The organism is Chryseolinea sp. H1M3-3 (assembly GCF_029360725.1).
Lineage (GTDB): Bacteria > Bacteroidota > Bacteroidia > Cytophagales > Cyclobacteriaceae > Chryseolinea.
This window is the reverse complement of sequence record NZ_JARKMY010000002.1, coordinates 1-26,189: the sequence shown is the minus strand read 5'-3', so window position 1 is coordinate 26,189 and position 26,189 is coordinate 1. Positions and strand designations below refer to the sequence as shown.

The window sequence follows — 26,189 nt, the reverse complement described above, 5'->3', positions numbered from 1 at the left end:
AAGGTAGACATTCAATCAGACATGGATACTCCAGCCTTTTTCATATTCGCGGCTCCAAAGTTGCATCGCTTCTTTGTCGTTCAGGATATGGCCGTTTGAGGGATCACAATTTAACGCCCTGCCTACACGGAACGAAATATTTCCCAGCTGCGGCAGTAAAGTGGATTTATGACCTTCCAGTATGGGTGCATTAATTTTCTCATTCTCGCGAACAGCCTCCACAAAGTTTTTAAGATGTATAGTGTCTAACGTTTCAAAGGGACTTACTTTATTCGTGGCATCAAACGGCGTATTGTCTTTCACTTCCTCTATCAACGCATTCTTATCATTATCGAAAATTTTGTAACTATTGGCACCAGGATAAACAATTGTTCCTTTTTCCCCATAGAAAATTACGCCTCGGCCGCTACCTTCCGATTCATAACCATTACAACTACGACCTTCCCAGGTACAGGCGGTGTTGTTGGCAAAGTTATACGTGATTGTTTGGGTATCCGGTGTTTCCCAGTCATCATTAAAATGAAAGCGGCCACCGCCTGAAACAACTTTCGTAGGATAATCCACACCCAATCCCCACCGGATAACATCAAGCTCGTGCGTTCCATTGTTCAACGCTTCACCTGTACCCCAATGCCAGAACCAATGCCAGTTATAATGAATTAAATTGCTTTTGTACTCTTTTCGGGGTGCGGGCCCTTGCCACAAGTCAAAGTTCAAATTTGAAGGCACGGGAACTACTGTTCCTTTACCGATTGACTTACGATTATTGACGTACCATCCCCTCGCAAAATAAACTCGCCCAATCACACCGTTGCGTAGTTTGGTCACCATACCTTGCACGTTTGAAAAGGATCTTCGCTGGCTGCCCATTTGAACTAACCGTTTGTATTTATTGGTAGCTTCTACAAGCATTTCTCCTTCTTGCGGATTGTGACTACAAGGTTTTTCGATATATACATGTTTACCAGATTGCAGTGCCATGAGTGCCGCGGGTGTATGCCAATGATCCGGAGCAGCAATCGCTAAGGCATCGAAATCTTTTTTCTCCAACATCTTACGAATGTCTGCAAAGCCAGTTGGCTTCTTTCCGGTGATGGTCGCGATTTCATTAATTGTTTTCGCTAATACCGTGGCGTCGGGATCGCAGATGTAGGCGACCTCCACGTTGGGAAGTTTAGCAAACGCCTTTGCCAAAAACATACCTCTGCTGTTGGTACCCATAATGCCCATGACAACTTTTGTATTCGGAGCGCCTTTGAAAAAAGCGGCGCCTGTCGAGAGGTATGGAGATAATACCAAGCTGCCACTAGCCAGTGATATCCGGCGTATAAATTCTCCACGGTTAATAGGTTCAGACATAAGATTGTAATTTGAAGGTACGCGGGTTTAGATGGGAAGTTAGCAAAATTCACTTCATCGTTTGCATTGTTTTACACCAACGCAATACCTCACGTTTTCATTTTGTAAAGTGCCACCGCGACTTAAATGTTAAAAGAAATTCCAGTTTCTTTCGAAATCTGCTTAAGGTCATTCACCACTGCTTCAATGACAGGGATACCGTCTTTGGTCCTGATTTTTTCAGCTTCATGTTCGGGATCCCCCGGAATAAGAACAGCATCCCGTCCGGGAATTGGTTTTGTACTTCTGAAGACATCAATCCAATGATCAACTCTTTTTTTAAACACGTCAATATCTTCGAAACCATCAATTTCCATTGCTCCAAAAAAGTGGCCGATACCTTTGCCTACGCTTTCTTTGGGAGCATCTTCAAATATGGCAAACGGCGGCGCAAACGGACCCCAGTTTGCACCACTCAGCACGCAACATAAAATATCAACCATAGCGGACAGGCAATATCCTTTGTGTCCTCCTGATTCCCGGGTTCCACCCAATGGAAGGAGACCCCCGCTATAAACATCTGCAGGTAAGGTTGAGTTATTTCCATTCTGATCCACAATCCAGCCTTCAGGAATCTTCTTACCTTGCCGCTCTGCAATTTCAACTTTCCCAAAAGCCACAACGCTGGTGGCAAGATCAATGACAATCGGTGGATTTTTGAAACCCGGAAACGCTATAGCGATGGGGTTCGTTCCCAATCTCCGTTCGGCACCCCACAACGGTACGACTATCTTGGACGAGTTGGTCATGGACCATCCGATCATATCGCGCTCCAACGCTTTCAAGGAATAGTAGGAAGCTATTCCATAATGATTTGTATTACTAACGCTTACCCAACCCGATCCATATTGTGCCGCTTTATCCATTGCAATCTCGTTTGCTTTCGGCCCGACAACCAATCCTAATCCACGGTCACCATCTACGGTTGCGACGCTTTTTTTCTCGCGAATAATCCTAACATTTGGTTTCGGATTTATTCTTCCAATCTTAAACATATCTACATAGGTTCGAAGGCGTGCTACGCCATGCGAATCAATTCCTCTGAGGTCAGCCTTCGACAAAACATCAGCAGCCTGACGTGCATCCTTTTCCGAAACGCCAAAGTGCATGAAAACTTGGGTCGAATAGTCCGTTAAGGTTGAAGAGGGAAAAACAAAATATTGCGGCTGTGACATTTTTAAATGGCAGGTTAGTATAAAAATTTTCCAGGCCTAATTATTATTGATCGCCCTTCTTACGAAATGAAATATCTCGTTTTATTTGCAATTCATCATCTCGATTCAGCGAAAGGGATTTAGGATTACTGGTTTTGCGTTTTAGATATCCCACCAGGACCATGGACAGTCCAATAAAAAAAGGACCATAGGCAAGAATAACTAATCTTCCCATTTGAAGGATACCGCTCAACGCAAGAATTGTAAGGATAAGCCCGATGATGGCGAAAATAAAACCAATGCGAATAAACTGTGTAGCTGTTTTACCCGCATTTCCGTGCAGCAACCTGTGATGAAGTTCATCATCTACTGCTCTTACAATTATTTTGATCTCTTCTTCTTCAACTTTTTGTTGCTCCAGTTCTCGCCTTACATCGTAGATCTGAAAATTTTTATCCGAAAGTCTCTGGATATAATAGTCGATGGTTTGCTTACGGTCCATAATTCTAAGCTCATCAGATCACGAATATCTTAATTTATAACCGGTATTCCAGGCGGCGCTCAACCTTACTAAAAAGCAAAATTGGAAGTCATTGACTAATTGCCAAACGTTTCAAATCAATGTAGCGAATTGAGGAGACTGGGAGAGTGCGTAGTTTGCATAAGAGTGGAGTGGTCCTAGTCGCCGTACCGGCGTATCACTCAGTTATAAAAAACAATGCTCAAGGCCCAAAGGATACTGAGTACCAAAGCGGCATAGAAACCGAAAGTAATGAACTCTACAATAGTTACTTCGTGGGATACCTTTCTCTTTGATTTCATACTAGCTATAGACCGTTTTAAAAACTTCCTCCACTCATCGACGAATAAAGCTTGCCTCAAAGCTACCACCCGATAAATCAGCAAAAATCAGGAACCAACGGATTTTGAAAAATAAGGAGAACCCTTACTCCTCGGGGTTCTCCCTGACAGGGTTAGCCTGTTTTTACGAACACCAAAACACCCAGAATAATGACATAAAAGGTCAGTAATTCTTTTTAACTTATTATAAGATTGGGAGTTAAGTTTCACATTTATTCAATATTTCTATCTTTGCGACCGTTCAAAACTATATAAAGGCAAAGGCAAGTTGCCTGAGCAGACAATTGGTCCCGTAGTTCAATGGATAGAATAGGAGTTTCCTAAACTTTTGATGCAGGTTCGATTCCTGTCGGGACTACAATGAATGCATTACTTTAATAATCGCCTTTCGGAGGGTGCTTAAGTAAGATGCTTTCAAACAACAACAATATGCAAGACAACGTAACTAGTTACAGGTGTAGCATCATTGGCGGGATATATGAGCGGGGCCATAGTGTGATAGGATATCTTTCCACGATCAATCTGTTAAAGGATCCAACAATCACGAAATATTTGTAATTCAATATAACTCCTCTCATGTAACTATTTTAACTATGGCAGAATTTAAAGGCCCTTTTGGAGCAAAGATCGGTAAAGCGGAATTTGATAACTACGTCAACCGCTTTCAAAAAAACAATCCCAAGAAAACAAAGTCAGTTATCTTTCATCGTGAAACCTTCGAACGGATTTTAAGTAATCCGGATGTATTTAGTGTATCCGTTTTCTACGGCGAAGATGATAATGGACTTGATACTGTGTTGCTGGTTGGCCGGGATAAAAACAATGAACTCATTTATGCCACTGCGGAAAATCGCGGTGGGCCTTGTCCACCTTATTGCTAAAAGTGATACCGCTGGTTACGATCGCGTCCTTCTCCGTAGCCATTCCTTTTGTAACAGGACTGGCTACATATCGCCGTTTACCTTCGCCTGGCCGATGGTTGACCTGGTTAATGGCAGCTTGGTTAGTTATTGAGACAGTCGCCTATATCCTACGGGTTGAGAGTCAAAACAACTGGCTGGTATACATGATGCTGAGCTTTTTTGAAATCCTGATCGTGACGATGTTTTATCAAAGCATCTTCAAAAATGAAAAGGCGTGCACGATAGCCACCGTACTTGCATGGGTAGGTCTGTTTGTAATTGTTGCTGAATACTCAATCGACCAAAGCCCTGTGAATGTAATTGGCATTCTCTACGAGTGTGTATTTTTCTTCGGGATGGGCTTATATGCTTTTTACGAGATGTCGGCAATGAAGACTTCGCAGAAGTTCAGGTTCGTCAATGCAGTTGTTATGTTTTTCTTTTTAGGAAGTGGCATCTATTACATGAGCTGGAAGTTTATGGACTCCGAAACTTTTATGACGGCCATTACTGCGCATGCTTACTTGCTACTTATTTGTTATGCGCTTTTTACTTATGGGCTGTGGAAATTGCGTGAGTAGTGGTACCAGTACCTTTGCATTCCGAAATCTTCATGGCTACAAATCCAATGGGAATTTGGATTAACATAGAGTGATCAAAAACTTGCAATTTGTGGATGTTGCCGCTTTACTGAAAGACTACGCTACCAGAGCGGAAAAAAAATCTCACTACTGGGTTTTAAAAACACGTTTCAACAATTCTGTGGTTCGGGCCAAAGGATTTTCACGAATGTTCTTTTCTTCTTTAGCGATTAAAATAAACAGGCCTTCCATTGCTTTTTCGGTAGCATATTCATTTAGATCAGGGTTGACATCCTGAACAAACGGAATTTGATTGTAAGTATTAACAATGTCGCTATAATATTTTGTGGCGTTCACCTTATTCAACGCATTTTGAATTACAGGTTTGAATTTTTCTTTTAACTGCAACGTCGTTGTCCGTTTTAAATATTGGGTTGCAGCATCCGGTTCGCCTTTTAGTATACCCCACGCGTCCTGAATGGTCATCGATCTGATAGCCGTAATAAAAATTGGTTTAGCTTCCTTGGCAGCTTCTTCTGCACCTCTATTCAGCGTCAGAATAAATCGATCGACTTCGTTATTTAATCCAAGCTGCCGAAGTTTTTCCTCCACTTTTTTTACCTCAGGCGGAAACGGAATTTTTATTTCCGGATTTTTGAAGTATCCATCTACCATAGATGCCAGGTCAGAGCCCGTTGAAATCCCTTTAATCAACGCCTCCTTTAACCCTTGGGCTACCTCATCCGTTGTAAGCGGCTGCTCAAGCTCAAGGGCTTTGTTTACCTCCCCTAAAGTCTGGTTAATTTGCGTACTGCTGCAACCTGTAACAATATAAATACCTACAACAAGCAGAATCTTTTTCATAGCTATATGATGAGCCATCAAGGTAAAAAAAGTCTGCCAGTTGCAAAGGCTTGTTTCGGTAGATTACGCATGAACGGAGATTGAGTGTATTTAATCGGCTAGAATACCAGTTTACTCAGAAGTATTCCATTATAAAAACCTCCTCCTGTTCTAGAAGTTATAAAGTATTCCAAAACCGATTCCCGCCTTGTAAGGTTTTAAATTAAAAGGTGCCTTTAGTTTTTCACGAACATGAATGGATTGAATGAAAGTAGGCTGAATGAAAACGCGCGTTCGGGCATTCAACCGTAACTCATTCCGGTAAAAAAGCTGGTAAGAGAGATAGTTGGATCCTGAATTATCATAACCTTCTAGACTTTTGTTTTTCAAACCTTGCTGAAACAAAATACCTGCACCAAACTTATGTGCGAACGATTTGCCATAAAGATGATAAAGCGCACCTGCCTGAATGCCAAGATTGATCATGTCATAATTTACGACTCCTTTAGACGATTTTGGCGTAACGACATAATTCCCGTCACCATTTGACTCCACGTTTGATCCATCTGTCGATTGATATTTGAATTGCAAAGTTTGGCTTTGCTGATAAAATGATATGCCACCATAATACTCCAGGCGTTTGCTAATATATCCTTGAATTCCAAAGTCCAGGTTGATCGCAAATCGTTCTGTGGAAAGTATAGACGGATTTGAAATATCGGTAACAATAACGCCATCCCTACTGATCGGAATAGCACGTTGAAAGGACAGCATGGGCGTTGCAGTAATATAAAAAGTATGATTTCTTTTTGGTATCTTTTTCGGGTCCTGGTTTTCACTAACGTTCACTTGTACAACCGAGTCCGTTTTCAGAGCGATAGGCGAATTCACAAGTGTGTCATTTGAAGTTGTTTCAAAATTAAAATTTTCAGTCTTAGCCGTTTTCAGTGTTGCACGTGTAGCCGAATCCGCAAAACCTCCTCCCGGTTGTTTGTCGTTGCCCCACTTCGTGTAGAGATTACGATCCACCACCAGCGGCTTTTGATTTCCGTTCGTAGGAGATCTGAAAACGTTGGTTTGTTGAGGAGAAACCTGATCACGATTTCCATCGGGTATTTTTAACTCGGGAAATGTTTTAGTCTCCTTCTGACGAGATGTTTTAGATTCGGCAACTGTGATTTTCTCTTTTTCCAAAATGCCTACACGCTCTGTTCCTGTCATTAGGACAGCGAACAACAAAACCGTGACCCCACCCGCAAAGCGATCGATCCACGGCAGCCAAGCCGGCGTCCGATTAGGCCTTAGCGCAGCATCAATGTTTTTCCAAACTAACTCATCAGGTTGTTCGGTATATGATTCAAGCCGATGCTGCAATTCATTGAATTGATCTTGGTCAGGAAAATTTTTCATAGTAGTGCATCAAATTCTGACATTTCAATTTCTCCTTTAACAAATACTTCGCATGATAAAATTGGGAGCGAGAGGTTCCTTCTGAAATATGAAGCATGCCTGCAATTTCGGCGTGACTATATCCTTCAATAGCAAACAAATTAAAAACAATTCGACAGCCATCGGGCAATGCATTGATAACAGAAACCAAATATTCATCTGTGAAATTTTGCAGAGAACTCTCATCCGTCACCGGGTGATGCTCTACCTCTTCAACATTCGAAAACATCAATGCGCGGCCTTTGCCTTTATGGTAATAGTTTATTGCAGTTCGCACAGTGATAGACTTCATCCAACTCTCCAATTTATCAGACTCTTTTAATTGATTAAAATGACTGAAAATCCGGATGAAAGATTCTTGCAGAACATCCTGCGCTTCTTCCCTGCTTTGGGTATATCGTCGGCATAATCCCATCAACTTTCCCTTGAAAAGATCGTAGAGGATACGCTGCGCTTTCGCATCCCCTTTTTTACATTGCTCAAAAATGTCGTAATAGCTATGCATCACTTAAAAAGGAAATCCTTGCCGCAGCAAGGATTTCCCGAAGTATCTTAGTCGTGTCGTTTAATAACTACTGCAGCCACACTACACCCAACATCATTACATATCCTATACTGCAACGAATCATATGTAGCAATTTGCATGGTTCGTTCATACTTAATCACATTGTTGTTTATAACCGAGGTTCCATACTTGGGCGACCGGGTAATTTCAAACGTTTTTAAACTTCCGCAAATCGAATCGTTAAGCAGAACTTGTAAGCTGGCGACGTTAGTACTCAGCGTCGAAATATCGAACGAATCAGGTCTCGCATAAATGGTACATGCCATCAGAGAATCTTGTTTTACTTTGATATCTACCCTCGCTGTTTTACATACGGCATCAAGACAAACTTCATAGGTAAAATTATCTGTAAAAGGATAGCTGATTGTAGCGGGCACCTTATAACTAAATCCGTTGGCTACCCGAAACACCTGACCGAATTGTGGCCCTGCTTTCAAATTAATCAGATATCTGTTTAACGCATGACATAGGGAATCATTTTCAAAGACCGGTAACACCGCTAAACTATCAACTGCATGATGATTGAAGACATACTGATCATTAGACAACCGAAAATTACATGCTGAATCATTGGTAATATAAACCATACCGTAGGCTACATGCGACGAATCATTAACAGAAGAAATTTTATACATGATTTTATCGGCTCCCTGAAAATTTGAACCCGGCACATATTTGATTTTATTCCCCAGCACTTCAGCCTGCCCGAAATAAGGAGGAAACGAATTGGACGGTTTGAATACAGAGACGGTGACACTACTGCCGCAAATAATGTCGTTACCCAACACATCAATGACGACAGAGTCCTGACTTACACCATACACGTAATCCGGTCTTGGATAAATGTTGCAAGGCAAGTTTGTTGAATCATTTTCAATCACGATAATAACTGTATCACGCTTGATGATTTCGTTATTTAACGTATAGACCGTGAATTCAAAATTATCCCTCCCTTTTGAATTACCGATAGTGGGTTCATATTGCAAAATCCCTTTACCTAAATCCGTAATCTTTCCCAACCGAGTATCAGATGTAACTGCTATTCGGGCCGGCACATTGCTTTTAAGAGACGCATTCAAATCAATAAAGGAAGCACTGTTAGACAAGACAAATACTTCTTTGCCTTCTAACTCCGTCGTCGGCTGAAGTATGTCCGGATCAGATTCAAGCATGTCGCAGGATATGGCTACTATGGTGACCGCCATCATCCATAAGATTTTATAAAGCGATTTAATTCTATTCGATATTGGTGTTGGTTTCATGCTGTTCGTGTTGAATTGTGGTTATAAAGTTTGCCTGCTACTCGCATTCCACTTCTTTTACGATTAATTTTTAAATGAACGTTCAATTAGTAAGACCAGAATGCAGTTCATAACGTTGGATGGTCAGTAAAATTTTTTATACTTGAGCATGATAACAATAAACGCGGAACTCCTGACCATTGGTGATGAGCTTCTTTACGGTCAGATTGTAGACACCAACGCGCAATGGATGAGTGCAGCGTTAAGCAACGCAGGTATAAAAGTAATTCGTAAAACTACCGTTGGCGATTTGGAAGATGAGATACTTAATGCACTCGCAGAAGCTGAGAAACGTGCCGACATCGTTTTGATCACGGGGGGCCTGGGGCCAACAAGTGATGACCTTACCAAGCCTTGTTTGGTGAAATTCTTTAACTGCGAATTAAAGATTCACCCAGAAGCCTTAGCAGAAGTAACTGAGTTTTTTAAAAGCCGTGGACGGGAACTAACGGAGGTCAACCGTCAGCAAGCTGCGTTGCCAGAATGCTGTGAAAAAATTACCAACAAAGTAGGCACCGCTCCAGGCATGTGGTTCTTCCGTAACGGAAAGGTTTTTGTTTCTATGCCTGGAGTTCCGCACGAGATGAAACTGATGATGACAGACATTATTGTCCCTAAACTCAAAAAAACTTTTGAGACACCTGTCATTCATCATCTGGTAATTCGCACCGCTGGTATTGGAGAATCATTTCTTGCAGACAAAATTGCAGATTGGGAGAAGTCGTTACCAAAACATATCAAGCTAGCCTATTTACCCGGACTTGGAGAAGTAAAACTGCGGTTAACTGGCATTGGTGATTCTCTTGATTCTTTGAAAGCGGAAACCAAACAACTTTCCGAAAAGTTAATTCCGTTAGTGGGTGACTTTATCTACGGTTATGGAGACGAGCCGCTCGAAGTTGTTATCGGGAGAACATTATTGGAAAAAAAACTAACCTTGGCTATAGCGGAAAGCTGCACCGGCGGATACTTATCACATCTCATCACGACTGTACCAGGAAGCTCTGCTTACTTTCAAGGTAGTATTGTTCCTTATGCTTATGAAATTAAAATGCAGCAGTTGGGAGTGATACCCGAAACATTGGAAAGGTTTGGAGCAGTAAGTGAAGAGACGATCCGCGAAATGGCAACGAAGGTCCGAGAGAAATTCAAAACTGATATTGGAGTTGCAACCAGTGGCATAGCAGGCCCGGGCGGCGCTACGCCAGAGAAACCGGTGGGGACGGTATGGATTGCGTTCTCCGATAAAAATCAGACTATCGCTAAAAAACTTCAACTCACAAAAGACAGAATACTTAATATCAAATACAGTTCACAGGCAGCGTTAAACTTAATCCGGTTAGGATTGAAGACCTAGACAGGTACCGTGGGCAATTGAGTGTTGATTTTTCGATCGCTTATGCAGCGCGGCTTCCTGTAAAGCAAGCGCAGCCACGCAAGTTACCATAGACCCCGCCGGTGGACTTCTCTCTAAAAATATTACCTTTACTACCAAAATCATTTCTCATGGCGCTTGTAGAACTCATTATGCCTAAAATGGGCGAAAGCATTACGGAAGCTACGATCTTGTCTTGGCTAAAAAAGCCTGGCGATAAAATTGAATTAGAAGAATCGGTATTGGAAGTGGCTACCGATAAAGTAGATACTGAAATACCATCAACACATGCCGGGGTCCTTAAAGAAATATTGGTGCAACAGGGAGAAATTGTTCAGGTAGGAAAAGCCATAGCAACCCTGACGGTGGATGCTGAAGAAGTAAATGGCGCTGCAGAAGAAACAACGCCTGGTACACCAGTTAAACGCCAACTTTCAATATCCACGCCAGACGTCAATGAAACTGCTCGTTCCCATAACAATGGAAAGAACCATGCGATGGATTTTAAATCCAGCTCAAAGTTTTTTTCGCCCTTAGTTAAAAATATTGCCAAGGAGGAAAATATAACTATCGCAGAACTCGAGACCATAGAGGGCTCAGGAGCGGAAGGCAGAATTACGAAGAAAGACATCCTCGACTATGTTGAAAACCGGAAATTAGGTTCAACCATAAAACCAATTCAACATTCTATCTCCGTACAAACGCCCTCGCCTAAAGTATCGGTGTCGTTAGGCGCAGAAGATGAAATTATTGAGATGGATCGCATGCGGAAAATGATTGCTGAACGCATGGTTGAATCCAAACGAATTGCTCCTCATGTAACTTCTTTTGTAGAGGCTGATGTTACTGGTATTATTTTTTGGAGGAATAAGATGAAGAATGACTTCCAGAAACGCACCGGTGACACCCTCACGTATACACCCTTTTTCATTGAAGCTGTCGTAAATGCAATCAAAGACTATCCGATGATAAACATCCAGGTGGACGGTGACAAAATTATACGGAAGAAAGACATCAACATCGGCATGGCGGTAGCACTACCCTCCGGAAATCTTATTGTTCCTGTAATCAAAAATGCAGATCAGTTTAATCTTGCCGGATTAGCTAAAGTGGTAAATGATCTTGCTAAAAGAGCTCGTGATAATAAACTCAAACCCGATGAACTATCAGGCGGTACTTTCACTATTTCAAATGTCGGCTCTTTCGGCAACGTAATGGGAACGCCTATAATTGTTCAACCCCAGGTAGGCATTATCGCGTTAGGCGCAATTCAAAAGAAACCGGCGGTTATTGAAACACCATATGGTGATTCGATTGCCATTCGTCATAAAATGTTCCTGTCTCACTCCTATGACCACCGTGTGGTGGACGGGGCACTTGGAGGAAGTATGGTAAGGCGTGTAGCTGATTACCTTGAAAAATTTGATACAAGCCGTTCGCTCTGATGCATAAATGCTGATTTCCTTACACGAAGGTCTAACAGACCCAAGGGTTTCCTATTTTTATTTATGGCTAAAATCATATCCTTCATCAGCCGTAAAGGGGGAACAGGTAAAACTACCAACGCAATTAATCTTGCAACCACGCTCTATCAGATGGGCAAGCGTGTTTTATTAATTGAAACGGATACCAACTATACGCTGAACACACTTCGCAAGATGGAGCTTTTCAAAGCCAACGAAACAAAAAACGGTTTTGAAATATTGGGATCGCAAGATAACAATGTTGCTAACGAACTTGCCACCATAAAAGAAACCAGACAGGAAGATATCATTATTGTCGACAGCGCCGGCAAAACCACGGATGAAGGCTTAAAGAAACTTTGCCTCGTGAGCGACATCGTTATTGTCCCTACGAGTTTAACGCAAAATGATTTGTTGGTAACTTATCAAACGGTAACTGACCTTGCACCCGCACGGGACATAAATCACAAACTCAAAATCCTGATTCTTCCCAATCGGATTCACGGTGCCACAAATATCTATACGGTGCGACAAAGTTTGAAAGATCTTGACGCTATCGTTTTACCCGTGATCGTGCCTCAAAAAAATCTCTTTGTCAATTACAGCACATTAGAAGCAGAGAAAGAATACTTACCAATAGCACAGTCTATTTTGAACATTTTATGAGCAAGAAAAAAAACACACTACAGGATCTTAATGCGTTTCTAAAGCAACAGGCAGCAACATTGGTTACACCCGAAACATTCAGCGCTACTGTAGAAACTACATCTGAAGTTAGCTCAGCCGATACAAAAAATATACTTGTACAAAACACATTCAATGACATCGGCGCAAAAGACGATCCTGCATTTAGAAAGAAACTATACGAATTCATTATCCAATCATTGGAAGATCAAAAAAATTCTTTGCCGGAAGACAAAATGCTGATCAACACAGCCCTTTACCTCCAGCATGGAAGTGATTGGAAAAATGCCATCCGGCAGTATTGGAGAAATCGGCCATAAGCGTGATGCGGACATTGTACTTTGTTTAGAATCAAACGCTCTTGCTCTTCATGAACTTTTAATCAATAACTTTCACTGATAACGGATAAGGAATAACTTTGCTTCCCAAATCCTTATCACATGAAATTCGGAACAAAAGCAGTACATGCCGGCGTGGAGCCAGACCCGTCAACAGGTGCCATCATGACACCCATTTATCAAACTTCTACCTATGTGCAGGAATCTCCCGCCAAACACAAGGGATATGCCTATGCCCGTGGCGCAAACCCCACGCGTAATTCGCTTCAAAAAAGCATTGCTGCATTAGAGAATGGAAAATTCGGAATCTGCTTTTCTTCAGGCATGGGGGCAACGGATGCGGTAATCAAATTGTTGAATCCGGGGGATGAAGTTATTACAAGCAATGATCTATATGGTGGATCGTATCGAATGTTCAAACGCGTCTTCGAAAAGTATGGGATAAAATTTCACTTCATTGACCTTACAAAAACATCCAACATTGAACCGGTCCTGAATAATAAAACAAAATTGCTCTGGTTAGAAACACCTACCAATCCATTGATGAACATCGTGGACATTGCAGCATGTGTTGATTTAGTGAAAGGAAAAAATATTACCGTTGCTGTCGATAACACATTTGCTTCACCCTACTTACAAAATCCGTTAGCATTAGGTGCCGACATTGTGATGCATTCAGTTACGAAATATCTCGGTGGTCATTCGGATGTTATCATGGGCGCCCTTGTGATGAACGATGAGAAATTATACCAGGATTTGTCATTCATCATGAATTCATGTGGTGCCGTTCCTGGGCCACAGGATTCCTTTCTTGTTCTCCGGGGAATCAAAACACTTCACCTCAGGATGGAACGCCATTGTTTTAATGGAAGAAAAATTGCCGAATACTTAAAAAGTCATCCAAAAGTAGGACGAGTTTATTGGCCAGGATTTGCTGACCATCCCAACCATGCGATAGCAAAAAAACAAATGAAAGATTTTGGAGGCATGCTTTCCTTTACATTGAAGGATGATAACATGGAGAAAGCGACCCTGCTCATGGAGCGTGTTGAACTGTTCTCGTTGGCTGAATCGTTAGGGGGAGTTGAATCTTTAATTAATCATCCGGCATCAATGACACACGCCAGTATCCCGAAAGAAGAAAGAGTAAAAAACGGATTGGTGGACTCGTTGATCCGGTTAAGTATTGGCGTAGAGGATATTGAAGATTTATTGCAAGACTTAGAACAAGCATTGGGTAAGGTTTGAGAAAACGAAGTTGTTAGCGAAAGTCCTTATAACTTTAACTATTCCCTAATAACTAAACGGACTTTTCCTATTTTAGAAGCCAAATTTCCCAATGGAACAGAAAAACTACAGCGTTCTTTTTAGTGTACCCGTCATTGTTGCTGCCCTCGGTTATTTTGTTGACATCTATGACTTGCTTCTTTTTAGTATCGTTCGTCGCGACAGTCTCCTGTCATTAGGAATTGCAGAAAGCGAGTTGCTTGCAACAGGAGAATATCTCCTTCGCATACAAATGACAGGACTCCTGGTCGGTGGACTAATCTGGGGAATTATGGGTGATAAGCTGGGAAGACTTTCAGTGTTGTTTGGTTCCATCCTATTGTATTCACTTGCTAACATTGCCAATGGATTTGTTACATCACTAGATCAATATGCATGGTTGCGTTTTATTGCCGGCATTGGTTTAGCGGGCGAACTTGGTGCAGGGGTAACGTTGGTCTCCGAAATACTTCCCGCCAACTTAAGAGGTTATGGTACCACAATTATTGCAACTGTTGGACTGATGGGTGCTGTTGTAGGTAACTTTTTATCAAAAATGTTCGAATGGCAAATCTCCTATTTCATTGGTGGCGGCCTCGGTCTTTTGTTGTTGATTGCCCGGGTTAGTGTTTTCGAATCCGGTATGTTTTTAAAATCCAAAGAGAAGAAAGTACAACGGGGTAACTTCTTTCAATTTTTTACAAAGCGTGACCGGTTCCTGAAATTTATGGGTTGCATTTTTATCGGCTTACCCATTTGGTATGCAATTGGCATTTTAATCACTTTCTCCCCTGAATTTGCTAAGGAACTTAACATAGAAGGTACTATCGGTGCCGGAGACGCTGTAATGTTTAGTTATATCGGATTAGCCGTTGGCGATATGGCTAGCGGTGTAAGCAGCCAGATCGTGGGATCAAGAAAAAAGGTTCTTAAGATCTTTATGTTGCTCACACTCGCATTCATATTCTACTACCTGTTTAATCCGGTTAAAAGTTCAGGATTTTTCTATTTCGCCTGTTTTTGCCTCGGTGTTGGCATAGGATACTGGGCGTTGTTTGTGACGATTGCAGCCGAACAATTCGGAACCAATCTTCGATCCACGGCTGCGACGACAGTACCGAATTTTATTCGTGGTACGGTAGTGCCATTAACATTGGGATTTAAATACTTAAGAGCTGAATTCGGCATCATCTATGGCGCCCTTATCGTAGGGGTTTTAACGATCATTATCGCTTTTATCGCCTTACAGCTTATTGATGAGACATATGGACGTGATCTCAATTTTGAAGAGATCGATTAGTTCGTATCTTGTGAAAATTTTTGCCTAAGCCTGCCCTAGCGAAATAGTAAAGTCTCCCTTTTGTGACAAAAAAATTTTTCATTTTTCTGGCTTTTGTAGCCTTTACAATTCCTGCTTTAGCGCAAAATCTTCAGCTTATTGACAGTATCCGGCAACAACTGGAGAACGCACAGGCACACAGAAGATTTGGACTATTGAATGACTTAGCATGGGAATACCGGTGGGCATATCCTGACAGCACGATTTATTATGCAAAACAAGCTAATACTCTTGGGCATAGCTTGAAGCTTACTAAATCGATGGCTAAGCCTATGAATTTTATCGGGGTGGCGCTGAATTATAAAGGCGACCGCATTGCTGCTTTTGAACACTATGAAGAAGCACTGAAAATATCCACCGCACAAATGGATTCAGTTCAGATTGCCCATTCTAATAACAATTTGGGGCGATTATTTTTTGAGCAGGGTCTGCTGGCACGCTCGTATACCTTTTTCATAAAAGCTTTGTCCATTTTTGAAAATATCAACGACTCCACAGGGATCGCTTATACCTATCAGAGTTTAGCCAACTTGTATAAGTCTCAACGCGATTATATTAAGTCTGAAAACAATTATTTAAAGGCTAACAAGATCAGGCTATCATTAGGCAACACACGCGATATTATGTCCGCGTACTTGCAAACGGCCCGACTATACGAAGAGACCAACGAGCCTGATAAAGCATTGTACTATTTGCATAAGGCTGACTCTGCGGGAATGGTGATACACGATGAGATAAATTTGGCGGAGATCAAGACGTTCATCGCCGAGAATTATTTACATCAGGATTCTTTAAATGAAGCAGAAAAAATCTGCCTCGATGGCCTTCGTGTAATTCAGTCGAAAAACATTGTGCGCATGCTCCCCCAAGCCTTTCTCACATTAGGTCAGATCAAGGCTCAAAAAAACGATTTACGTGAAGCAAGAAGATATTTTACACAGGCTCTTACGATCGCCACTTCAACGAAGGACCTGGCCTCAAGAATGAGGGCGCATTATTTTCTTTGGAAACTCTCAGAAAAAGAAAAAAACAGGAATGCAGAACTAGAAAACCTTAACCAATACTTAATATTAAAAGACTCGATTAAAGATCTCGACCTGGCGAGACAAGTTGAGCGACTGCAATTTGAAATTGAAATTGAAAGAAAAGAACAGGAGAATGAACTGTTGAAAGTTAACCAGGCAAAAACTGCTATCACCGTTGAACAACAGAAGCTACAAAATATTGTCCTGATAATTATCATTGGTTTCGTGAGTGTCTTGGGATTCATTCAATGGCAAAGCAGTAAGAAGAGAAGAGAAGTAAACGAAACGTTAGCACAACAAAATCAATTCATCCAAAACCAACGCCGTGAAATTGTTGAACAAAATGAAAAGCTCTCCCGTCGGAATCAGCAGCTTTCAGATTTGAATCATGAGAAAGATACGCTGATGAGTATTGTTGCGCATGATCTGAAATCTCCATTAAATACTATTAAAGGTGTTGCTGACCTAATGGAAATGGAAGGTGGTTTGACCGCCGATCAGCGACGATATATTTCAATGACAAAGGAAGCTACACAAGCCGGCCTTTACCTGATCAAAGATCTGTTGGATGTGCACATGCTTGAAGAAAATGTGCTTCCCAATTATTCATTATTTGACATTAGTGATTTCTTATTGAGAAAAGTAAATGGGTACCAAACAGCAGCCGAAGCAAAACATATTCATCTTCACATTACAAGAATAGAAAATGAGGAAGTTTATTTAGATGCGGACTATTTAAGCCGGATCATAGATAACCTCATCACAAATGCCATCAAGTTTTCCAATAAAAACTCCTCGGTAGAGGTAGCTGCAGGAAAGTCTGATGATCGTATTTGGATTTCGATTAAAGATCAGGGACAAGGTTTTTCAGAGAAAGATAAGCGGGATCTGTTTCAAAAATTCAAGAGACTCAGTTCGAGACCTACCGCTGGCGAATCATCCAACGGACTTGGCTTAGCAATCGTAAAAACGCTGGTGGATCGGATGAAAGGCACCATTGAATTAATATCTGAAAAAGGAAAGGGAAGCGAGTTCATAATCCATTTGCCCATTTCAAATAAATAGCAATATTCTTTCCAAAGCATTAAACCTTGCCACGACCCTGTAGTCAAAGGAATAATTAATTATTACAGACATGAAAAAACTATTTGCATTACTAGCATTCATTGTTTTTGCAGGCATAATCGAAACCCAAGCTCAACAAACGCCGGTGGTAGATCAACGTCAGAAAAATCAACGTCACCGCATACAGCAAGGCGTTGCCAGCGGCGAATTAACAAAGGCTGAAGCCGCAGATGCCCGACATAATCAGCGAAAGATCCGACGATCTGAAAGACGTGTAAAAGCCGACGGTGTTGTTACTCCTGCAGAACGTACCAAGCTTCATCACAAACAAAATAAAGCAAACCGTCAGCTTCGCAGAGACAAGCACGATGCTCAAGACAGACCGGCAATAAACTAATTTAATCCCCGTTCCATGCGGGGATTTTTATTTTGCAGCCTCGCCATCCTTCCAGCTCGCTAACAAATCCCGAAGTTTTTTAAAGTCAGAAGTTAGGGATACCGATTTGGCCTAGTAGCCAACCGTTTTGCTTGGCCTATAATTTTTCACCTATCTTTACTTATAACCTCGAAACCTATGGAAGGAATGTTAAAACCCGGAAGCCTGAAGGACAAAACCATCATCGTCACAGGTGGGGGCACAGGCTTAGGCAAGTCAATGGGAAAGTATTTTTTGGAGTTAGGTGCTAATCTCGTCATCACGAGTCGCAAAGCTGAAGTTTTACAGCATGCAGCTACCGAAATGACAAAAGAAAAAGGGGGAAAGGTACTCCCTATAGCATGTGATGTACGCAAATACGATGAAATTGAAAATGTTATTAAACTCGCAGAAGCTGAGTTCGGACAAATTCACGGCATTGTCAATAATGCTGCAGGCAATTTCATAAGCCCTACCGAAAGATTATCACATCGAGCCTTTGACATCGTTGTCGATATTGTTTTGAAGGGAACTTATTATACAACGCTCGCAGCAGGCAAAAACTGGATCTCAAAAAAACAACCTGGAACATTTTTAAATATCGTTACTACCTATGCATGGACAGGTAGTGGTTATGTTGTTCCGTCTGCGTGTAGCAAGGCAGGTGTACTTGCACTAACAAGATCGCTGGCTGTAGAATGGGCCAAATATAAAATTAGAAGCAACGCCATTGCACCTGGTCCTTTTCCAACTGAAGGCGCCTGGAGCAGGTTACTCCCTGGTGATCTTGCTAAAAAATTTGATCCTGCTGAACGGGTTCCTTTAAAACGAGTAGGTGAGCACCAGGAGCTTGCTAATCTTGCGGCCTATTTAATGTCTGATTACTCAGCTTACGTAAATGGTGAGGTCATCACCATTGATGGTGGGGAGTGGCTGCGAAACGGAGGCGAGTTCAGCCACCTGGAAAACATTCCGGGAGAAATGTGGGACATGCTCGAAAAGATGCGAGGCAAATAATGTTTGAAACGATTTCATGAAATCAGTTTTGTTAATCTGTTATCTGTGGTGCCAGACACTTTGTGTTCATGCACAGGAGTACACCCGCTATGACTTACCCGAACAACATTCAAAATTGAACCTCGGCCTAGGCATTGGTTTGGATTATGGTGGCATTGGAGGGAGGATAACATTTCTTCCCACCAAGCGGTTGGCTGTTTTTGGTGGCATTGGTTATGCGCTGGTTGATTTTGGCTATAACGTTGGTGCGCAAGTTCGATTCGCGCCCGATAACAAATTTTGTCCCACCTTTGGCGTGATGTATGGTTACAACGGCGTAATCAAAGTTCAAAATGCGGCGGCGTACGACAAAATATACTACGGAACATCTTTAAGCGGAGGAATGGAGTTTCACTTTGGAGGAAGGGCGAATTTTATGAACCTTGAGTTGGTAGTTCCATTTCGTCCAAAAGCATTTCACGATAGATGGAATTCGCTCAAACAACAACCTAACATTTCTATTGCAGCCGAACCTTTACCGATTGCTTTCAGCATTGGATATCATTTCACTTTCAAATAAACATACGTGAAACTAAATACTTGGTTTGTAGAAAAGCTGGGCGAGCGAAAAGAAAAAAATCTTTTCAGGGAATTAAAACCTGAAACAGACCTAGTTGATTTTTGCTCGAACGATTATCTCGGCCTTGCACGCTCCGAAGAATTATTTGATTTAATCAATAAGCGGACTAAAGCCCTTCCATTTAGAAGGAACGGATCTACCGGTTCCCGGTTAATCTCGGGCAATAGTGCGTATACACAAGACGTTGAAGATATACTGGCATCAATTTTCAAAAGTGAAGCGGCATTAATTTTGAATTCAGGTTATACGGCAAACCTCGCGGTCTTCTCTTCCATACCGCAAAGAAATGATACGATCATTTTGGACGAACTTGCTCACGCTTCGATAAAAGATGGGGCAAGATTAAGTCTGGCAAAACGTTTCACTTTTAATCATAATGACTTAAATGACCTTGAATCCAAACTAAAAAAGGCATCAGGTAAAATTTTCATTGCCGTTGAATCGATTTACTCGATGGACGGGGATGCATGCCCCTTGCCCGAACTAACAATCCTGGCAAAAAAATATGGAGCGTTTATCATCCTCGATGAAGCGCATAGCACAGGGGTAATGGGAGCTAAAGGCAGCGGACTTGCAACCACATTTAGAATAGAAAATGAAATTGACATCAGGATTTATACTTTTGGAAAAGCAATGGGGATTCATGGTGCCTGTATTGCAGGTTCGAAAAATCTCATTCAATACATTATAAATTTCTCGAGGCCTTTTATTTACACCACGGCATTGTCTCCTCATAGCATAGCTTCAATAGCATGTGCTTTTGCGTACCTTGATAAACATACACATCTCCAAACGGATTTGACCAAATTGATAAACGCCTATCTGGACGGCCTTAAATCTTTAACCAATCGAACGCCTAGCAACAGTGCTATACAAACGGTTATTTTTCCTGGAAACGAAAATGTGAAGAGCGCGGCAAATATCCTTCAGCAATCTGGCTTTGACGTGCGTCCAATTTTATCCCCGACTATTCCTGCGGGGTCAGAACGGCTTAGAATTTGCCTTCACACCTACAATACCTTAAAGGAAATTACTAAACTTACAGCTGCATTAAAGAAGTTGTAAGCACTCATGATTTACTTTGTCACAGCCATCGGAACGGATAGTGGTAAAACCGTAGCCTCTGCAATCTTATGCGAGGCGCTTCAGGCAGACTACTGGAAACCTGTTCAGGCGGGGTTTCCTACCGACTCTGAAACAGTAAAAGAATTATTAAATGATGATGGCCAGACAATCATTCACCCCGAGCGTTACATTCTGAAAACACCTGCTTCACCGCATGCAGCCGCTGCGTTGGAGAATATTAAAATACAATTAGAAGACTTTGAAGTTCCGGATCATGATAACGATTTGATTATTGAAGGAGCCGGAGGTTGCCTGGTACCTTTAAACGATCGTGACTTGGTCATCGACCTCGCGACCAAATTCAAAGCAACCGTAATCCTTGTTTCGAATTTCTATCTCGGCAGCATTAATCACACCCTGTTGACATACGAAGCATTACGAAGCAGAAATATCCCTGTAAAGGGTATTATTTTCAACGGCGTATATAATTCGGAATCGGAACGAATCATCCTGCATCACACAGGTTTAATACCGTTATTGCATATTGATAAAGAGCAAAGCATGAATGGGAAAGTAATTCAAGAATATGCAAGAAAATTGAAATCAAATTGGAATGGATAATCTTCAGCAACTTGATAAGAACAATATCTGGCATCCTTTTACTTCACTAGGAAGTGAGGATTTACCGATTCTCATAGAAAAAGCAGACGGTATTTATCTCCATACATCAGATGGGCGTAAAATCATGGATGCCATTTCTTCCTGGTGGGTTAACCTCCATGGGCATAGTCATCCCGTTATAGCGAAGGCAATAGCGGAGCAGGCTCAGACACTGGAGCATGTTATTTTTGCCGGTTTCACCCATAGACCCGCCATTCAACTTTCAAAAAATATTTTAAGCATTTTGCCGAACAATCAGACAAAAATATTTTTTTCTGACAACGGTAGCACTGCTGTTGAGGTTGCCCTAAAGATAGCTTTTCAATTTTGGCATAACCAGGGTGTCAATAATAAACAAAAAGTGATTGCTATTCGTGGCGCATATCACGGAGACACGTTTGGTTCTATGTCAGTGGGCGAGCGGGGTAGTTTTACGGCGGCTTTTATCCCTTACTTGTTTGATGTTGTGTACATTGACTTTCCTACCGAGAATAACGAAGGTACTATCTTGAATCAATTTAAAGCGTTAATCAAAAATAATGATGTAGGTGCATTCATTTTTGAACCATTGGTGCAGGGAGCAGCAGGTATGCGGATTTATACTGCAGGTATTTTGGATACGTTAATTCACGAAGCACATAAGCATGATGTTATTTGTATAGCAGACGAAGTATTTACGGGATTTGGACGAACCGGAAAAATGTTCGCGTCTGATTATCTATCCAACCAGCCTGACATCATTTCAATCTCAAAAGGTATTACAGGCGGCACGATGCCGTTGGGAGTAACAAGTTGTTCTAAAAAAATTATTTCAGCTTACCTATCACGTGATGATGACAAAACTTTTTTTCACGGACATTCTTACACAGCAAATCCCCTGGCCTGTGCCGCTGCCAACGCAAGTTTTGAACTGTTAACAAATGAAAGTTGTCAGAAGCAAATAAAAAGTATCGAAAGTCAACACCTTAATTTTCGAAATAAGATCAAGGCAATGGAGCTCGTGCAGGACATCCGTTGCCTGGGTACTATTCTCGCCGTTGAATTGAAAACAAATGAAAAGACTTCTTACTTCAATGAAGTCCGGAAAAAAGTATATCCATTCTTCTTAGCCAGAAATATTTTATTGAGGCCTCTGGGAAATGTGATCTACATTGTGCCCCCTTATGTAATTCAAGCACATGAACTTGACCACATCTATACCTGCATTGAAGAATTCTTACTAGAAACAAAAAAGTAAATCACTCATTCGAACTTTGAAGAGGCTGAATGGTAAGCGCATTTTCAAAAATCGTGTATACACTCACTTTGTCCGCATCCAACGGACGCAGCGCGATGGAATAACTTTCAAAAGGTAATATGGTTACTAATTTGCCTTGCGCATCGAATACAAACGATAGATCCTGGTTGGTATCTGTCACGGTGATATAAATTTTACCTGAACCAAAGTCATAGTATTGGGTTTGCGCCGATCGATCAATGAAATCGCTCGTCAATACTGTATTAAGTTTTTCATCTAGTAGGGTAAACTGCTTGGCTTCGTGGCGCGCTATCATGTAGGATTTTGAATCTTTCTCTGCTATGAGACTAAAGCTGGCGTCAACCGTATTTTTTACTAACGCTTCCCTGGTAATTTTTCCATCAAGATTAAACTTGATTCTAAAACCATCTCGTGATACTAAAACGAAATAGGTGCTCTCCAGCGTTTTGCCGGTCTCCAAATAGAAATCACCTGCCGGCCTCGCATTCAGGTTAAGAGGAAATTTTTTCAACAATTCACCCCGACGGTTCATTAAATAAGCATTACCATCATCTCGAATAGCGATGATGTAATCTTTCCCTCGAATTCGATAATGCCTTGGAGAAGCAAAAAGACTTTCCCCTATCTCTTTGGGCTGCCAGCCTTCCAGATTAGTACCATCTTTGTCGTACATCCATATCTTTCCTGACTTACCAGTTATAAAAAATCGATAATTTTTACTATGGTCATAATCGACCAGCGTAACAAACTCAATGTCTGTCTCAGGTATTTTTACAGGAAAGGGTTTTACGTAATTACCTAAACGATCAACAACGTGTAGGGTACCCGGCGTTGCAAAGAAATACTGCAATTTGCCGTTTTTCAGGTAGTCAATTTGAATGATTTCATCTGCTATTAGCCCATCAGTTTGAATCTTCCATAAAATTTTACCCTCTGAGGAGACAAGACTGACATTCCAGGTGGAATCCTGAACCAGAATCTCATTACTCTTGTCTACATGACTTCTAACGACGGCAAACTTAACCAGGGTATTAGCGAAATTTGTAATTAGTTTTTCTGAAGAAACCTGTTCCTGCTTACGCGATACTTTGGATGGTTGATATGCCCATGCGATGTTGGTGTAATAACTATCGTTCAGGTGACTAAATTGTGCGGCACCCATTCCAAGCGATCGCAACAGGGTTCGATTTTCCTTTGCGAATTTTTTCCACCTCGGGCGCAAGGAGCTTTCCAACACATTCCAAATTTTTGGCGTATTGATGAATAGGCTAATATTGGATTCCAGTAAAGTTGATTCCAGGTATTGATTCTGCGCTACCGATTTACCCCACGTATCTTCGCGATCTATGTCATCAAGGTAACGCTTGAGCTCGTTGAGGTCTTCGCCTATAAATAATGTTTTACCCACATTGGTATAATAACTGGTATTAAAACCAGATATCAACGGATAGAATAACTTTTCAGGGAAACGATGCACGGGGAGTTCACGGATTTCATATCCGGAATATTTTTCAAAAAATATTGTATCAATGCTAACCTTCTGGGACAGCGTATTAAATGTCTTGACCCAGTTATCCACGCCATTATGAGAATCAATAACAACAACTTTTGATGTGCCTTGTCCCTTAGCTTCTAACCAAACCACACCTACTTCACCGGCCAGGTTACCCATCATTTTTTGAAAATCGACTGACGACAATTTTGAAAGCTGGCTAAGCGTGTCTCGAATTGCCCGTGGTCCTTTATTGAACGATTGCAAGTCTTTCTGAAAATCCGCTCCATTGCTAACCCCATAACTCACTACCATTAACGCGCGATTAGAAATAAACTGCTTCAATCCAAAAGGGACCGGAACCTGATTTTTAAAAGCTGACAGAATATAATTTGCGTGTGTTATGCTATCGACGCTGAAACCATTCATTATAAAATTGTTGTCGTTGTTTATTTTAACATCGAGAAGAGCGGATTGACCGAAATGCTGAACGAGCGGGGAAGGCGGCTCATTGATGAACAAAGAAAACCATTCAGCAAAATTTTTCAGACTCAAATAGACATTTCCGCCGTCATTTTGTACGCGCGGAAGCTGATATACACTTCCTAACCTCTCTTTATATGTCACGCCATCTGAATTGTGCATTCGTATAACATCTTCAATCAGGATTGGTGTAAAGCTGCCGACCCAAACGTTTTCAATTTTAACCCAGGAAAAAGTTCTTTGCTTCTGTGAAATTTCAAAAATCTGAACCCCGTTGTATTGTCTTTCCGAAAAAGCAATCCCTTTGCTCTTTCTTAATTTTTCGAGTACTGAATTAAATTGTTGTTCAAGATTAGTCTTTGCTGAAGCATAAAAGATGAAATCAAAGTCATCTCTTCGCGTTACGTGTAGGGAGATTAAAGATCCTGGCTCCAATTGTGATAGCACAAAATCTGTAAGATGCTGCAACGAGTCCTGTTCAGTAGAAAAAACAGCTTGTTTGATTATCTGTAATACACTGGAATTTTTAAGTTGATCTTGGCAAGATTCACAGGGCCCTGCTTCATATACCAAAATAGTTTCAGACGGAACGAGATCCCAGGGGCCAAGTTTATTTTTTATCGCAAGATGTTCATACAAAAAATATCCACCGACGACTGCAATGATGATTCCTAGCGTTATTAGTAATGGAAGTTTTTTCACTGAGTACTTTGCGAGCATTTAAAAGGTTGAAGATAGTGGTGAAAAAATAATTCAACAACTTAAATAAATAGACAGTAACAGTCATTGTCTTCCATAACGTGTTGACGGATCGTTTAGTATAGATAATGTTGTCGTTCGTGGACTTGTCCGTTTTGTATTTTGAACTCCCATGCTACTTGAAGCGAGGATCTGAAGATTTTTTCTGAAGGTAGTTGATGTAACTGACTAAATCGATGATCCGGATGTCGGAAGATTGAAATTTTAAAACAACATTAGGTAATCCCTTCCCCCGTAAATTCAAAAGGAAGGTGGTGTCCACCATCGATAAAGTGTTTATAAAAAAAAGCTTCATTTGAGGATGAGGCTTTAGAATCCGCCTTCGCTAAAGCTATGGTGGATGCGATAAAAGATAGGCAACGTCCCGATAGTTATCGATCGCCGTAAATTCTTTGGTTGATTAAAAACAAAAAAGCCTTCACGATTTCTCATGAAGGCTTTAATAAAAGATAGGCAACGACTTACTCTCCCGGGTGTTATCCTAGTACCATCAGCGCTGGTGGGCTTAACTGCTCTGTTCGGAATGGGAAGAGGTGATCCCCACCGCTATAGTCACCTTAAGATCTTTAATATCTTTTGATAAATATTTTCTATCAATAATTTTAACATGGGTGTGATGAAAGAGTAGTGTGTAGTAAATAGTGCGAGCACATAAGAGTGTTCTCGTTTTTGATATTTGAAATTGTTTTTCTTTATCTGAAGCGTTCGGGTAATTAGTACTGCTCAGCTTTGACATTTCTGCCTTTACACCTGCAGCCTATCAACGTCATAGTCTCTGACGTCCCTTAATGGAAGTCTCATCTTGAGGCAAG

At 41.3% G+C, this 26,189-nt stretch carries 23 protein-coding genes, 1 tRNA gene and 2 rRNA genes; 16 read left to right on the top strand and 10 right to left on the bottom strand.

The window, feature by feature from the left end:
- Positions 1-15 precede the first annotated feature (15 nt).
- From P2W71_RS07495 to P2W71_RS07485, 3 genes are all read right to left on the bottom strand, one after another.
- Positions 16-1,359, bottom strand: a complete 1,344-nt coding sequence (locus P2W71_RS07495) for a Gfo/Idh/MocA family oxidoreductase (protein ID WP_276369151.1) — start codon at positions 1,357-1,359, stop codon at positions 16-18.
- Positions 1,360-1,481: 122 nt separating this feature from the next.
- Positions 1,482-2,573, bottom strand: a complete 1,092-nt coding sequence (locus tag P2W71_RS07490; protein WP_276369149.1) for an Ldh family oxidoreductase — start codon at positions 2,571-2,573, stop codon at positions 1,482-1,484.
- Positions 2,574-2,616: 43 nt separating this feature from the next.
- A complete protein-coding gene (locus P2W71_RS07485; RefSeq protein ID WP_276369146.1) occupies positions 2,617-3,054 on the bottom strand; it encodes a hypothetical protein in 438 nt (145 codons plus the stop codon).
- A gap of 645 nt (positions 3,055-3,699) precedes the next feature.
- On the opposite strand from P2W71_RS07485, the gene P2W71_RS07480 reads away from it, so the two are divergent.
- The 3 genes from P2W71_RS07480 (at position 3,700) to P2W71_RS07470 (ending at position 4,896) form a co-directional block, all read left to right on the top strand.
- Positions 3,700-3,771: transfer RNA gene (locus P2W71_RS07480), tRNA-Arg, on the top strand.
- A 235-nt stretch (positions 3,772-4,006) separates the two neighbouring features.
- A complete protein-coding gene (locus P2W71_RS07475) occupies positions 4,007-4,294 on the top strand; it encodes a hypothetical protein (RefSeq protein WP_276369144.1) in 288 nt (95 codons plus the stop codon).
- Positions 4,276-4,896, top strand: coding sequence for a hypothetical protein (locus tag P2W71_RS07470; protein ID WP_276369142.1), 621 nt, complete (start codon positions 4,276-4,278; stop codon positions 4,894-4,896). Before P2W71_RS07475 ends, P2W71_RS07470 begins: the two co-directional genes overlap by 19 nt.
- A gap of 147 nt (positions 4,897-5,043) precedes the next feature.
- On the opposite strand, the gene P2W71_RS07465 is transcribed toward P2W71_RS07470, so the two are convergent.
- From P2W71_RS07465 to P2W71_RS07450, 4 genes are all read right to left on the bottom strand, one after another.
- Positions 5,044-5,760, bottom strand: a complete 717-nt coding sequence (locus P2W71_RS07465; RefSeq protein WP_276369140.1) for a DUF4197 domain-containing protein — start codon at positions 5,758-5,760, stop codon at positions 5,044-5,046.
- A 150-nt stretch (positions 5,761-5,910) separates the two neighbouring features.
- Entirely contained in the window at positions 5,911-7,149 is a 1,239-nt protein-coding gene (locus P2W71_RS07460) for a hypothetical protein (protein ID WP_276369137.1), read from the bottom strand.
- Positions 7,133-7,693, bottom strand: coding sequence for a sigma-70 family RNA polymerase sigma factor (locus P2W71_RS07455; protein ID WP_276369135.1), 561 nt, complete (start codon positions 7,691-7,693; stop codon positions 7,133-7,135). Before P2W71_RS07455 ends, P2W71_RS07460 begins: the two co-directional genes overlap by 17 nt.
- A 47-nt stretch (positions 7,694-7,740) precedes the next feature.
- Positions 7,741-9,015, bottom strand: a complete 1,275-nt coding sequence (locus P2W71_RS07450) for a hypothetical protein (protein ID WP_276369133.1) — start codon at positions 9,013-9,015, stop codon at positions 7,741-7,743.
- A 148-nt stretch (positions 9,016-9,163) separates the two neighbouring features.
- Between P2W71_RS07450 and P2W71_RS07445 the strand changes: the two genes are divergently transcribed.
- The 13 genes from P2W71_RS07445 (at position 9,164) to bioA (ending at position 22,622) form a co-directional block, all read left to right on the top strand.
- On the top strand, positions 9,164-10,411 hold the full coding sequence (locus P2W71_RS07445; RefSeq protein ID WP_276369130.1) for a competence/damage-inducible protein A: 1,248 nt from the start codon (positions 9,164-9,166) through the stop codon (positions 10,409-10,411).
- Between the two features lie 149 nt (positions 10,412-10,560).
- A complete protein-coding gene (locus P2W71_RS07440) occupies positions 10,561-11,874 on the top strand; it encodes a dihydrolipoamide acetyltransferase family protein (protein ID WP_276369128.1) in 1,314 nt (437 codons plus the stop codon).
- Positions 11,875-11,937: 63 nt separating this feature from the next.
- A complete protein-coding gene (locus P2W71_RS07435) occupies positions 11,938-12,558 on the top strand; it encodes a ParA family protein (RefSeq protein WP_276369126.1) in 621 nt (206 codons plus the stop codon).
- Positions 12,555-12,896 carry a hypothetical protein gene (locus P2W71_RS07430; protein ID WP_276369123.1) on the top strand — a complete coding sequence of 114 codons (342 nt, stop codon included), beginning with the start codon at positions 12,555-12,557 and terminating at the stop codon, positions 12,894-12,896. Before P2W71_RS07435 ends, P2W71_RS07430 begins: the two co-directional genes overlap by 4 nt.
- Before the next feature lie 120 nt (positions 12,897-13,016).
- Positions 13,017-14,162: a cystathionine gamma-synthase gene (locus P2W71_RS07425; RefSeq protein WP_276369121.1), complete on the top strand. Its 1,146-nt coding sequence runs from the start codon at positions 13,017-13,019 to the stop codon at positions 14,160-14,162.
- Between the two features lie 91 nt (positions 14,163-14,253).
- Positions 14,254-15,480, top strand: a complete 1,227-nt coding sequence (locus P2W71_RS07420; RefSeq protein ID WP_276369119.1) for an MFS transporter — start codon at positions 14,254-14,256, stop codon at positions 15,478-15,480.
- A gap of 62 nt (positions 15,481-15,542) precedes the next feature.
- The gene (locus P2W71_RS07415) at positions 15,543-17,609 is read left to right on the top strand and encodes an ATP-binding protein (RefSeq protein WP_276369117.1); all 2,067 of its coding nucleotides are present in this window, start codon (positions 15,543-15,545) and stop codon (positions 17,607-17,609) included.
- Positions 17,610-17,679: 70 nt separating this feature from the next.
- Positions 17,680-18,006 (top strand): hypothetical protein, encoded by a 327-nt coding sequence (locus P2W71_RS07410; protein ID WP_276369115.1) that lies wholly within the window; start codon positions 17,680-17,682, stop codon positions 18,004-18,006.
- Between the two features lie 177 nt (positions 18,007-18,183).
- Positions 18,184-19,041, top strand: a complete 858-nt coding sequence (locus P2W71_RS07405; protein WP_276369113.1) for an SDR family oxidoreductase — start codon at positions 18,184-18,186, stop codon at positions 19,039-19,041.
- Positions 19,042-19,057: 16 nt separating this feature from the next.
- Positions 19,058-19,600, top strand: a complete 543-nt coding sequence (locus P2W71_RS07400) for a hypothetical protein (RefSeq protein ID WP_276369111.1) — start codon at positions 19,058-19,060, stop codon at positions 19,598-19,600.
- Between the two features lie 6 nt (positions 19,601-19,606).
- On the top strand, positions 19,607-20,725 hold the full coding sequence (locus P2W71_RS07395; protein ID WP_276369110.1) for a pyridoxal phosphate-dependent aminotransferase family protein: 1,119 nt from the start codon (positions 19,607-19,609) through the stop codon (positions 20,723-20,725).
- 6 nt (positions 20,726-20,731) lie between these two features.
- Entirely contained in the window at positions 20,732-21,346 is a 615-nt protein-coding gene (bioD, locus tag P2W71_RS07390) for a dethiobiotin synthase (protein WP_276369109.1), read from the top strand.
- Entirely contained in the window at positions 21,339-22,622 is a 1,284-nt protein-coding gene (gene bioA / locus P2W71_RS07385; RefSeq protein ID WP_276369108.1) for an adenosylmethionine--8-amino-7-oxononanoate transaminase, read from the top strand. Before bioD ends, bioA begins: the two co-directional genes overlap by 8 nt.
- Before the next feature lies 1 nt (position 22,623).
- Here bioA and P2W71_RS07380 read toward each other — a convergent pair whose 3' ends face one another.
- The 3 genes from P2W71_RS07380 to P2W71_RS07370 all read right to left on the bottom strand — a co-directional run.
- Positions 22,624-25,338, bottom strand: a complete 2,715-nt coding sequence (locus P2W71_RS07380) for a hypothetical protein (RefSeq protein WP_276369105.1) — start codon at positions 25,336-25,338, stop codon at positions 22,624-22,626.
- Between the two features lie 487 nt (positions 25,339-25,825).
- Positions 25,826-25,937: ribosomal RNA gene (rrf, locus tag P2W71_RS07375) — 5S ribosomal RNA — on the bottom strand.
- Positions 25,938-26,069: 132 nt separating this feature from the next.
- Positions 26,070-26,189 (bottom strand): 23S ribosomal RNA (locus tag P2W71_RS07370); the annotation flags it as partial.

Bases quoted from the DNA above. Each gene is read 5' to 3' on its own strand.
- P2W71_RS07495 (WP_276369151.1), bottom strand. From the start codon at position 1,359: ATGTCTGAACCTATTAACCGTGGAGAATTTATACGCCGGATATCACTG.
- P2W71_RS07490 (WP_276369149.1), bottom strand. From the start codon at position 2,573: ATGTCACAGCCGCAATATTTTGTTTTTCCCTCTTCAACCTTAACGGAC.
- P2W71_RS07485 (WP_276369146.1), bottom strand. From the start codon at position 3,054: ATGGACCGTAAGCAAACCATCGACTATTATATCCAGAGACTTTCGGAT.
- P2W71_RS07475 (WP_276369144.1), top strand. From the start codon at position 4,007: ATGGCAGAATTTAAAGGCCCTTTTGGAGCAAAGATCGGTAAAGCGGAA.
- P2W71_RS07465 (WP_276369140.1), bottom strand. From the start codon at position 5,760: ATGAAAAAGATTCTGCTTGTTGTAGGTATTTATATTGTTACAGGTTGC.
- P2W71_RS07460 (WP_276369137.1), bottom strand. From the start codon at position 7,149: ATGAAAAATTTTCCTGACCAAGATCAATTCAATGAATTGCAGCATCGG.
- P2W71_RS07455 (WP_276369135.1), bottom strand. From the start codon at position 7,693: ATGCATAGCTATTACGACATTTTTGAGCAATGTAAAAAAGGGGATGCG.
- P2W71_RS07450 (WP_276369133.1), bottom strand. From the start codon at position 9,015: ATGAAACCAACACCAATATCGAATAGAATTAAATCGCTTTATAAAATC.
- P2W71_RS07445 (WP_276369130.1), top strand. From the start codon at position 9,164: ATGATAACAATAAACGCGGAACTCCTGACCATTGGTGATGAGCTTCTT.
- P2W71_RS07440 (WP_276369128.1), top strand. From the start codon at position 10,561: ATGGCGCTTGTAGAACTCATTATGCCTAAAATGGGCGAAAGCATTACG.
- P2W71_RS07435 (WP_276369126.1), top strand. From the start codon at position 11,938: ATGGCTAAAATCATATCCTTCATCAGCCGTAAAGGGGGAACAGGTAAA.
- P2W71_RS07430 (WP_276369123.1), top strand. From the start codon at position 12,555: ATGAGCAAGAAAAAAAACACACTACAGGATCTTAATGCGTTTCTAAAG.
- P2W71_RS07425 (WP_276369121.1), top strand. From the start codon at position 13,017: ATGAAATTCGGAACAAAAGCAGTACATGCCGGCGTGGAGCCAGACCCG.
- P2W71_RS07420 (WP_276369119.1), top strand. From the start codon at position 14,254: ATGGAACAGAAAAACTACAGCGTTCTTTTTAGTGTACCCGTCATTGTT.
- P2W71_RS07410 (WP_276369115.1), top strand. From the start codon at position 17,680: ATGAAAAAACTATTTGCATTACTAGCATTCATTGTTTTTGCAGGCATA.
- P2W71_RS07405 (WP_276369113.1), top strand. From the start codon at position 18,184: ATGGAAGGAATGTTAAAACCCGGAAGCCTGAAGGACAAAACCATCATC.
- P2W71_RS07400 (WP_276369111.1), top strand. From the start codon at position 19,058: ATGAAATCAGTTTTGTTAATCTGTTATCTGTGGTGCCAGACACTTTGT.
- bioD (WP_276369109.1), top strand. From the start codon at position 20,732: ATGATTTACTTTGTCACAGCCATCGGAACGGATAGTGGTAAAACCGTA.
- bioA (WP_276369108.1), top strand. From the start codon at position 21,339: ATGGATAATCTTCAGCAACTTGATAAGAACAATATCTGGCATCCTTTT.
- P2W71_RS07380 (WP_276369105.1), bottom strand. From the start codon at position 25,338: ATGCTCGCAAAGTACTCAGTGAAAAAACTTCCATTACTAATAACGCTA.